At 42.8% G+C, this 10,383-nt stretch carries 10 protein-coding genes and 1 tRNA gene; all 11 read right to left on the reverse strand.

Annotation, left to right across the window (positions count from 1 at the left end; all coding sequences use genetic code 11):
* A partial coding sequence (locus tag QZZ35_RS06845; protein WP_291236720.1) for a TSUP family transporter occupies positions 1 to 631 on the reverse strand: 631 nt, incomplete at its 3' end.
* Between the two features lie 54 nt (positions 632 to 685).
* A complete protein-coding gene (locus QZZ35_RS06850; RefSeq protein WP_291236721.1) occupies positions 686 to 979 on the reverse strand; it encodes a Dabb family protein in 294 nt (97 codons plus the stop codon).
* A gap of 74 nt (positions 980 to 1,053) precedes the next feature.
* Positions 1,054 to 1,125 (reverse strand) — tRNA-Gly (locus QZZ35_RS06855).
* Positions 1,126 to 1,244: 119 nt separating this feature from the next.
* Positions 1,245 to 3,374 (reverse strand): RNA degradosome polyphosphate kinase, encoded by a 2,130-nt coding sequence (locus QZZ35_RS06860; protein ID WP_291236722.1) that lies wholly within the window; start codon positions 3,372 to 3,374, stop codon positions 1,245 to 1,247.
* A 2-nt stretch (positions 3,375 to 3,376) separates the two neighbouring features.
* Positions 3,377 to 4,915 (reverse strand): Ppx/GppA phosphatase family protein, encoded by a 1,539-nt coding sequence (locus tag QZZ35_RS06865; RefSeq protein ID WP_291236723.1) that lies wholly within the window; start codon positions 4,913 to 4,915, stop codon positions 3,377 to 3,379.
* A 17-nt stretch (positions 4,916 to 4,932) separates the two neighbouring features.
* Positions 4,933 to 6,222 carry an ATP-binding protein gene (locus QZZ35_RS06870; protein WP_291236728.1) on the reverse strand — a complete coding sequence of 430 codons (1,290 nt, stop codon included), beginning with the start codon at positions 6,220 to 6,222 and terminating at the stop codon, positions 4,933 to 4,935.
* A gap of 2 nt (positions 6,223 to 6,224) precedes the next feature.
* A complete protein-coding gene (pheA, locus tag QZZ35_RS06875) occupies positions 6,225 to 7,373 on the reverse strand; it encodes a prephenate dehydratase (RefSeq protein WP_291236724.1) in 1,149 nt (382 codons plus the stop codon).
* A 6-nt stretch (positions 7,374 to 7,379) separates the two neighbouring features.
* Positions 7,380 to 8,381: an adenosine deaminase gene (gene add, locus QZZ35_RS06880; RefSeq protein WP_291236725.1), complete on the reverse strand. Its 1,002-nt coding sequence runs from the start codon at positions 8,379 to 8,381 to the stop codon at positions 7,380 to 7,382.
* Entirely contained in the window at positions 8,374 to 9,210 is an 837-nt protein-coding gene (gene folK / locus QZZ35_RS06885) for a 2-amino-4-hydroxy-6-hydroxymethyldihydropteridine diphosphokinase (RefSeq protein WP_291236726.1), read from the reverse strand. The genes add and folK overlap by 8 nt, the downstream gene beginning before the upstream one ends.
* Before the next feature lie 2 nt (positions 9,211 to 9,212).
* Entirely contained in the window at positions 9,213 to 9,980 is a 768-nt protein-coding gene (gene folP, locus QZZ35_RS06890) for a dihydropteroate synthase (RefSeq protein WP_291236729.1), read from the reverse strand.
* 56 nt (positions 9,981 to 10,036) lie between these two features.
* Positions 10,037 to 10,383 (reverse strand): HD domain-containing protein (locus QZZ35_RS06895; protein ID WP_291236727.1); only part of this gene is annotated, 347 nt, incomplete at its 5' end.

Here is a 10,383-nt window from a genome sequence, read left to right on the forward strand (position 1 = left end):
CGGCTGCCCATAAAACATTGCCGCTCAAAGCATATGTAATTAAAGAAGCATAATTTGAAGCCAGGTTTAAGACTTTGGCATTGCCGGAGGCTGTTTTTAAATCGTATTTCATTAAAATTGAAAAAGCAATAATGGCAAAGGTACCTGTTCCCGGTCCAACCATCCCGTCATAAAATCCAATAAACAGGCCAATAACACCGGCAAGAAAAATCTTTTTTCTTTTTGGCAATATATATGAATTATTTTCTTCACCATAACCTCTGTTCAAAAAAATAATCACTGCTGCGATCGGAAGCACCAAAATAACAATGCGTTTTAAAAGAGCATCATCCATCATCAATACGATGCGGGCTGCGATTCCGGAGCCAATAAAAGAACCAGCGGCTGCAAGCAATGCAACCGGTATATCCATTGCTTTATTCCTGAAAAATCGAATAGAAGCCAGTGTCGTTCCGCAGGCACTCGAAAACTTATTACTGCCATAAGCAAGATGTACCGGCATTCCCGACGCAATATAAGCCGGCAGAGAAATAAGCCCTCCGCCGCCTGCTGCAGCATCCACAAAGCCGGCAAGAAAAACAAAAAAACAGATTATGGCTATGGCAGGCAGTGTTATAACAAATGTTTCCATATTTCCTCCGCAAAAAAGCCGGAGTCAGCACTCCGGCTTTTTGTCTCAATTTGATTAATCTAAATAGTAATCAAGTGCGATACTTGATTCCATAACTTCATGCATATGTGCTTTAACAACATTTACATGATACGGATCTTCCTGATATGCATCTAATGCCTTCTCATCATCCAGTTCCACCTGAAGAATGACATCATAAGAACGTGGAGACTTAAGAAAATCCACACCAACCTGAATATCCCGCATCATCGGAACATTTCCTTTCATGGAAAGCAAAACCTCTTTCGTCTTATTCTTGTTTTCATCACTGTTATCTTTCAGCTTAAAACATACAATGTGTTTCATCATCTTACCTCTCCGCCTTTCTAATGGTTTTATTTGACTAAAACAAAGAACCCGATAGAAACTATCGGGTTCTTACGAGCGCGAGACGGGATTCGAACCCGCGACCCTCGCCTTGGCAAGGCGATACTCCACCACTGAGCCACTCGCGCTTATTTGTTTTTCTCTCTGAGGTGTTCCCCTCAAGACATTTATGAGTATACACCAGTGGATTCGTCTTGTCAACATTAATTTTAAATTTTTTTAATTTTTTTAATTATTGCGTTTAAATCTATTCTTCCTCATTATGATACATCGGTTCAAATACCCGGCTGACCTCATCCTCATTTTTCTTTTTTTCTGCCACGTCACGGAGTGCCTCCTGACAAAAATAGTCCTGAGATGAGATGAGATTTTTTCCTCTCTTATCCGGTTTCTGATAGGTATCATCCGGCTGAAGATAATGGGCTTTCACATTGTCCTGAAGCTGAATATCCAGGATATGAATGACCTGTTTTTTACATTCCTCGTCCTCCACAGGGAACAATATCTCCACACGACGGTCAAGATTTCTCGGCATCCAGTCCGCACTTCCCATAAACACATTTTCCCATCCATTATTATAGAAGTAGAAAATACGGCTGTGCTCCAGGAAATTGCCCACGATCGATTTTACGGTAATATTCTCACTGATACCCGGAATGCCTGTTTTTAAACAACAGATACCGCGAACAATCAATTCGATTTTAACACCGGCCTCTGCCGCATGATAAAGTGCCATGATAATTTCCTTATCACAGAGCGAATTCATCTTTGCAACAATACGTGCCGGCCGGCCTTCTCTTGCATTCACTTCTTCCTGATGGATCAGTTCTGTAAAACGGTCTCTGAGCCATAAAGGTGCCAGTGACAGCTTATTCCATGCTAAAGGTTCTGAATAACCGGAAAGCATATTAAACACAGCCGTTGCATCCTCCCCGATCGGTTTTGAGCAGGTCAGAAGTCCCATATCTGTATATAACTTTGCTGTACTGTCATTATAGTTTCCGGTTCCGAGATGAACATATCTGCGAATACCGTCTTCTTCGCGACGGACGACAAGGGTGATCTTACTGTGGGTCTTTAAACCGACAAGGCCATAAATAACATGACAGCCCGCCTTCTCAAGCTTCTTCGCCCATATAATATTGTTTTCCTCATCAAAACGGGCTTTAAGTTCAACGAGAACCGTTACCTGCTTACCGTTTTCCGCCGCCTCCGCTAAGGATGCAATGATCGGCGAATTGCCGCTGACACGGTACAAGGTCTGTTTGATCGCCAGTACATCCGGATCTTTTGCCGCCTGATGTACAAAGTCCACAACTGTTCCAAAACTCTGGAACGGATGGAACAGTAAAATATCTTTTCTGCGAATCTGGGTAAAAATATCCTCTTCTGTATTAATATCTTTTGACAGCTGAGGCTCGTATTTCGGATATTTCAGATGGTCATAGCCATCCAGCCCGTTCACTTTCATAAGAAAAGTCAGATCCAGCGGGCCGCTGATCCGGTAAATCTCATCTTCACCCACATTCATAGCTTTTTTCAATATTTTCAGAAGACGTTTGTCAATTCCGTCTTCCACTTCCAATCGGATAACTTCGCCCCACTGACGCTGTTTCAGCTGTTTTTGAATCTCTTTCAGCAAATCCGCCGCATCTTCCTCATCAATGGTCAGATCCGCATTTCGCATAGCTCTGTAAGGATAAGCACAGATCACTTTATAATTCAGGAACAGTTTCTGTATATTCATCTCAATGACCTGCTCTAAAAGAATCAATGTCTGACCGCCTTTTTCTGAAGGGATCTCAATAAAACGCGGAAGCATGGACGGCACCTGTACCGTTGCAAAATCAAACTCCGACTCATCCTCTTTATCAGAAATAAGGGCACCGATATTTAAAGATTTATTGCGGATCAGAGGAAACGGACGTGAAGAATCCACTGCCATCGGTGTAAGTACCGGATACACATCCTGCATAAAATACTGTTCCACATAAACTTTCTGTTTCTTTGTAAGATCCTCATAAGAGTCAATGATCGTGAGACCATTCTGCTTCAGCATCGGTTTGAGTGACCGATTATACGTATTGTACTGTGTATTTACAAGACCGTGTGTCTTTTCGCTGATCGCATCCAGCTGCATCTGAGGTGTCATTCCGGCAATGTCCGGTTTACTGTATTTCGCATGAACCATGTCCTTTAAAGATGCCACACGGATCATAAAAAATTCATCCAGATTGGAAGAAGTAATGCTCAAAAATTTCAGTCGTTCAAATAAAGGAATTGTCTTATCTCTCGCCTCGCCCAGCACGCGATAATTAAAATCGAGCCAGCTTAACTCTCTATTTGTAAAATATTCCGGTTTGCTCACATCGATCATATTTATACCCTCCGTTTCTGCCGAAGCACCGGCCTAAGTCCATAAATCTGTTCAAAGAAATTTGCTCTCGTCTCCATCATTCCCTGTTCCAGAGTAATATCGTAAATCGTATTGGCCATAATCTTTAACTCCGCATCCTTCACCGTCACGCGCACATTCTGTATACGCTGGAGATGACTCCGGTCCATGCCGTTGGCAAGGCGAAGGATAGCCGCCATTTTTAACATCCGCACATAAGACATATGGCTCATCTCACTGGCCACTTCTGTGTACTCAGGAACCTCACCGTTTGAATTAAAACGGATCACATTGGCAATAATATGCTTCTCATCCTCTGAAAATCCAATAATCTCTGTATTTAACACAAGATAGTAGGCATTGTCCGTTCCGTGCATCATATTTACATATTTACCGCAGTCATGAAGGATACTGGCCGCCTGCAAAATCAGACGGTCTCTCGGTGACAGACCGGAAATCTTTTTGATACTGTCAAAAATAGCTAAAGACAGAGCTTCCACATTATTCGTGTGATCCATATCACTCTCATAATGTCTGGCCACCTGCCGACTCATGGAAATAATATCCTCTGTAAAGTCATGTTTGTTTTTAACCAAATGTTTCGCACGAATATAATCAGCCAGAATGCCGTCACACAATCCCACATTGGATGCCCACACGACTTCGCCGCCCAGCATCTCCACCAGATTTTTAAAAATGATCATCGATGGCTTAAGAACGGTAGCTGTCTCGTAAGGAATATTATATTTTTTAGAAATATCCTCATCCTTACTGCGCATAAGTTTCATATAAAATTTCTCGAACTGGGATACATTGAAACTCTCTCTGTTTTTCGACGCATTGACTTCATTGAGAAGTGTTGCGATCTCTTCTCCGAGAACAATCACATGTTTAATTTTTTTGTCTTTAATGGCCAGACGCTGGAACGTCCGCAATGTGTTTCCAATATAGTCTTCCATGACACTGACAAAGGATGTGGTCTGCTGTTCCATATCCGCAAGGATCTCCCGGACACGAAGTGAACCAAGCTTCAGATTCTGTGAAACCTGGAGTGCTCCTTCCTCATAGATTGATACCTGAAGACTTCCGGATGAAAGATCCACAATGGCAACACCCTCCTGGGTCAGTCTTTCAAACTGGACCATCGTTCCCGCTAAAGACTGAAGAACAAGAAAACGCTGCTGAGCATTTCCGATGATCTGAACCTCCAGTCCTGTCTGTATACGGATCTGATCTAATACCAGATCCCTGTTCACAGCTTCACGCATGGCACTGCCTGCGTAAGCAACATAATTACTGATTCGATACTCCTTCAGCTTCTGCACAAAGCCTCCCAGGACCCCGCACAGTTCCCGAACCGTATCATAGGCAATGACGCCGGTATTATACGTGTCCGCACCCAATTCCACGATCGAGCGCACATACTCGATCTCTTCGATTCCTGTGCGCTTCGAAAACTGATAAATTTTCATTGCGACTTCACTTGAACCTACATCAATTGCCGCCAACATCTGCATTGGCATCTGCCTCATCCTCCTATTTATTCTTCAATTCCAATAAGGTGATTGATGAACTGCTGAGCCGTACGTCCGGATCGTCCTCCGTGAGAAAGTTCCCACTTAACAGCCTCTTTCTCAATCTCCTCTTCTGTCATACGTATGTCATAGCGTTTTGCAAGCTCTCTCGCGATATTCAGATATTCTTTCTGATCCGGCTTTCCATAATAAATACTTTCTCCGAAACGGGTCGCAAGGGACAATTTTTCCTGCATAGAGTCATTTCCATGCACATCATCGGATGCCTGTTTTCTGTCACTCCATGTCTCACGGATCAGATGACGTCGATTGGATGTGGCATAAATGACCACATTATCCGGTTTTGTCTCAAGACCGCCCTCAATGATCGCTTTGAGATACTTATATTCAATCTCAAATTCTTCAAAGGACAGATCATCCATATAAAGAATATATTTATAATTTCTGTTTTTGATCTGGGCAATCACGTTGGAAATATCTTTGAACTGATGCTTATACACTTCGATCATGCGAAGACCGTCTTTATAATATTCATTTAAAATTGCCTTGATACTGGTGGATTTACCTGTACCGCTGTCCCCGTAAAGCAGGGCATTATTCGCCTTTTTACCTTTAATAAAGGCTTCTGTATTGTCACGGAGCTTCTTTTTCTGTATATCATATCCGACAATATCGTCGAGCATCACCTTTTCTGTACGTGTGATCGGCACGATTTCCGGATCCTGATTGTCACTGACGATCTTAAAGGCCCTATGAAGACCAAACTTTCCCACACCATAATCTTTGTAGAAATCTGTCAGCGCATCATACATCTGCTGAACATCTTTTGCACCTGCCAGCTGTCCGTTCAGCACTTCAATGCGTTCTCTCAGACTCTGACTGTAAATAACCCCCATATTATCCGGATTATTAAAGGCACGGATCATACTGATAAAATGCACACCCAGTACTTTTTCAATATCATCCCATTCCACATCATAGGCTTCCTTGAAAATCTTCAGATCATGAAGGGCCAGCTCATTAATACTTCCTTCAATAGCACCCTTTTTTTCGCAGGACATACTGAACGCGTTTTCATTTGTTGTCAGCAGATAGGTCAGATAACCATGCCATAAATTACCGTTAAATCCATGATCTCTGGCAATCGTCACGATCTCATTGATACATTTGTACAGTTTGTCGATCAAAATTTCTTTATCACTGTCTGGATTTAAATAATTATTGGCTACATCTGCCATATCAAGAAAAACTGTTTCAGAAAAATTACGATATAAAATTAATTCATGTACTCTGATTTTTAACATACAGGTTCGACTCCTTTATAATTTCCTAAAATGCGAAAACTTTCTGTCTCCGACTGAATGCCGTGAAGGGCATTTTTGACCGCCTGTTCTTTGAGATTTCCATTGAAATCCACAAAGAAACGATACTGCCACGGTTTACCCTTAACCGGACGGGATTCAATACGTGTCATATTCAGCCCGTTAAAAATAAAATGGCTTAAAACACTGTATAAGCTTCCGCTCTCATGAAGAGTCTCAAAACAAATGCTGATCGTATCTGCTTTTTCATGAAATGTCTTTTTATGACTGATGACAACAAAACGTGTCGAATTATTTTTCAGATCATTTAAACTTTCTTTCAAAACAACAAGGCCATAGTTTTTTGCCGCCTGTCTGCTGGCAATGGCCGCCTGTCCCAGATCACCGTCATCCACAACTCTTTTTGCCGAAGCTGCCGTGTTCTGAAGACTTACCTGCTGCCATTCCCTTTTTCCGTCAAGAAAACGGCTGCACTGCATCAGACCCTGTGGATGTGAAAATACGGTGTGAATATTCTCAACGCTGCTTCCCGGAAGTCCGAGAAGTGCATGCTCCACCTTGACCATTGTCTCTCCCACGATATGGTTATCATAAGAAGAAAGAAGATCATACACATCATTGACACTTCCCGTGGAAGAATTTTCAATCGGAAGGACGGCATAATCCGCCTTTCCGTTATGTACTTCTTCCATAGCATCTTTGAATGTCTCCACATTATATCCGTCTATTTCCGTTCCGAAATATTCCACCATAGCCGCTTCTGCATAAGCTCCCGGAACACCTGCATAGACAACCCTCGTCTCTGGTGTGATCTTCATCTCCGCCTCAAAAAATCCTTCAAGGTCTGTACGCTCACTGGCTAGATTCTGATACTGCAGCATACGGCTGATAGCCATAATCTGAGAAAATAAGGATTCTACCGCCTTGCCGTTAAACTCGTTGGATGTCTTTGATACAACCTTTTCTATCTTTATTTTTTCCCGTTCTTTATCTAAAACAGGTTTTCCTACACTGCGTTTATAAGCCGCCACCTGACCGGAAACGACCATTCGTTCTTCGAAAAGTCTGACGATCTGATCGTCAATGATGTCAATCTGATCTCGTAAGTTCACTAAGTCCTGCATGTTTCTCTACTCCTTGTCCACAATTGCCCTGTTGGCTTCATATAAATCAAACCGTAAACGGTCCTTTTCCATCTGTGTTAAAAATGCACCGTTGACCGCATTCTGATTCATCTCATAAATTTCAGCCGGTGTAAATCCAAGATACCGCTCCAGATCCCTGTAGATTTCCATCAATATGCTTCCGGAAACACGAAGACGGTCGGTACAGACGCAGACAGGAACCCCCATATCAAAAAGTTTGCGAATCGGATGTCTGCTGTAACTTTCTACGGTTCCCAATTTTAAATTACTTGCAGGGCAGCATTCAACTACGATCTTCTTTTCGATAATCTCTTTAAGCAGATCCGGATCTTCCAGCATATGTACCCCCTGGCTGATCCTAAGTGCACCATACTGAATGGCCTGTCGTATACTTTCTGTATTATACTGACCCGCATGCACTGTAAATGGTATATGTTCTTCTTTCATAAGTTTAAAAAGCCAGTCATAATAGTCGGTCTGACAAAGAGATTCATCCAGCAGAAGATCCAGTCCGCATACACCCTGACGCAGATGCTTTTTCGTTTCAACGATCGTCTCAAAAGCTTCATGTTCATCCATCTCCGGTATAATACATAAAACCAGATTCGCACGAATCCGTCTGCTTTCCTGCATACCTCGCTTAAGACCTTCCAGAGCTGACTCAATCGCATCTCCCTGACGCAGACCTCCAAGGGTACACTCTGACGGAGAAAAACGGATTTCAGCATACATGACACCCTGGCTGTCCAGTTCCTTAACCATCTCAGACATGGCACGCCGTATCGCTCTCCGCTCCTGAAGCACCCATGATGTCATATCACACAATTCATAAAATTCTGCTGCTTCCTGACAGTGATCCGGCGCTTCCAGATAACTTTCCAGTTCTGCTGCATTATACGTCGGCAAAGGAACATTTCTCTCCTTGGCATATTCAATAATCGTTATAGGTTTAATCGATCCTGCTAAATGTACATGTAAATCAATCATGTTTCTTTGCCTCCCTTTCATTTAAACTTTCTTTTAACTGATGAATCGTCTTTTGTTCCACCGGATGCCACGCCCATCCGGCGATCTCATCCAATGGTCCCAGTACAAACATCCGGTTTGTCATATCCGGATGAGGTACGCTCAAATCTTTTGTATGGATAATTTCCTCACCGTATAAAATAATATCCAGATCAATGGTCCGCGGTCCCCAGTGGATTTTTCTTTCCCTGTGAAGCGCTAACTCAATTTCCTGCAGCCGCTTAAGAAGCACTTCCGGCGGCAGCCATGTCTTTATCTTAACGCAGCCGTTAAGAAATATATCCTGATCTGTGTAGCCATAAGGTTCTGTGCAAATGAGTTCGGAGACTTTTTCCACCTGAATGCCCCTTGTCTCTTCCATCATTCCGATAGCCTGACGAATATAATTTTCTTTATCGCCCATATTACTTCCCACAGCAATATAAGCTTCCGTCCATGATCGTGATGTTTCGACAAACACCGTTCCAAAAGGCATCGGTATCGGAGCCTCAGGTTTATACAATTTTACACAGACTTTGTTAAGTTTCGGATAGTCCTCCATTAAATTCTCGCAAATTTCATCTGCTGCCCGTTCAATGAGCAAGTATTTCTCTCTGGTCATATAATCTTTAATTGATTCGCATACAAGACCATAATGAACAGAAGCATCCAGATCATCCTCATGTTCGGCTTTCCATGTATCCAGATACAGATCCGCTGACACATAAAATGTCTGACCTTTCTCTCTTTCCTCCGGATAAACACCATGGTACGCATATACTTCCAGATCTCTTATCCCAATGTGTCCCAAATCTATTCCTCCCGCACCTTTAAAATCGCTTCTGTCATCTGAATAGCTCTCCGGTTCGCTTCCACATCATGAACTCTCACAAAGCTCATCCCAGCCATAACACCCATGACGGTCGTGGCAATCGTTCCTTCGACCCGCTCATTCGCCGGCAGATCCAGCGTCAGTCCAATTAAAGATTTTCTCGAGGTTCCCAGAAGAACCGGATATCCAAGGCTGTTAAAGTCTTCCAGATGTTTCATGACCATCAGATTATGCTCATAAGTCTTTCCAAATCCCACACCCGGATCAAGAATAATATTTTCTTCTCTTATTCCGCCTGCCTGAGCAAGCTTTAACGTCTCCTTCAAATCATCAAGACAATCCTCTATAAACCGGTCATACTCAGGACTTTTCCGGTTATGCATCAGGCAGCATGGAAGATTTGCATCACCAATAACCTTTGCAAGGGCCGGATCATACTTTAATCCCCAAATGTCATTGACCATATCAGCCCCCGCATTAATCGCTGCTTTTGCCACTGCAGACTTATATGTGTCCACAGAGACAGGTATATCAAATTCTTTTTTTACAGCCTCAATGGCCGGAACAACTCTCGATATTTCTTCCTCATCTGAGAGCAATGTATATCCGGGGCGGGTAGATTCTCCGCCGATATCAATAATATCCGCCCCTTCTCTGATCATCTGCTCTGCATGTTTTAAGGCTTTGTCAATGGTTGTATAACTTCCCCCATCTGAAAAAGAGTCGGGTGTTACATTTAAAATACCCATAACATAAGTATGACCCTTTCTCTCAAATTTTTTTCCGCCTATTACGAACTCTTTTTTCACGCAATCACTCCCGGTGTCTTTTTTTCTTCTGACCAATCACATTGATCGGATGCCTCACAGGCATAACATGCTCTCGAAATCTTATCCGCCCTGTACAAAATCGATTTCAGCTCTTTTTCTCCGACCGATATTTTCTTTCTGTGAGCCAGAATCGCCTCACAGATCTCTTCTGTTTCTCTTCCGTCAAAGCCGGCATCTGTAAGAATCTGCCTTCCGATCCTCTCGCTGGCAACATGATGTTCCATACCTTGCATATACTGAAGGTACTTTCCCACATCATGAAGAAGGCCTGCCGCATAGATGACATCCTTCGCATAACCTGCACCGGTCTCCATATTATCAA

The sequence above is a fragment of the Frisingicoccus sp. genome (assembly GCA_016298055.1).
In the GTDB taxonomy this organism is placed as follows: Bacteria; Bacillota; Clostridia; order Lachnospirales; family Lachnospiraceae; genus Frisingicoccus.

Coding starts and splice junctions, on each gene's coding strand:
- QZZ35_RS06865 (WP_291236723.1), bottom strand. CDS start 4,915: ATGCCAATGCAGATGTTGGCGGCAATTGATGTAGGTTCAAGTGAAGTC.
- pheA (WP_291236724.1), bottom strand. CDS start 7,373: ATGCAGGACTTAGTGAACTTACGAGATCAGATTGACATCATTGACGAT.
- folP (WP_291236729.1), bottom strand. CDS start 9,980: ATGGGTATTTTAAATGTAACACCCGACTCTTTTTCAGATGGGGGAAGT.
- add (WP_291236725.1), bottom strand. CDS start 8,381: ATGATTGATTTACATGTACATTTAGCAGGATCGATTAAACCTATAACG.
- QZZ35_RS06850 (WP_291236721.1), bottom strand. CDS start 979: ATGATGAAACACATTGTATGTTTTAAGCTGAAAGATAACAGTGATGAA.
- QZZ35_RS06860 (WP_291236722.1), bottom strand. CDS start 3,374: ATGATCGATGTGAGCAAACCGGAATATTTTACAAATAGAGAGTTAAGC.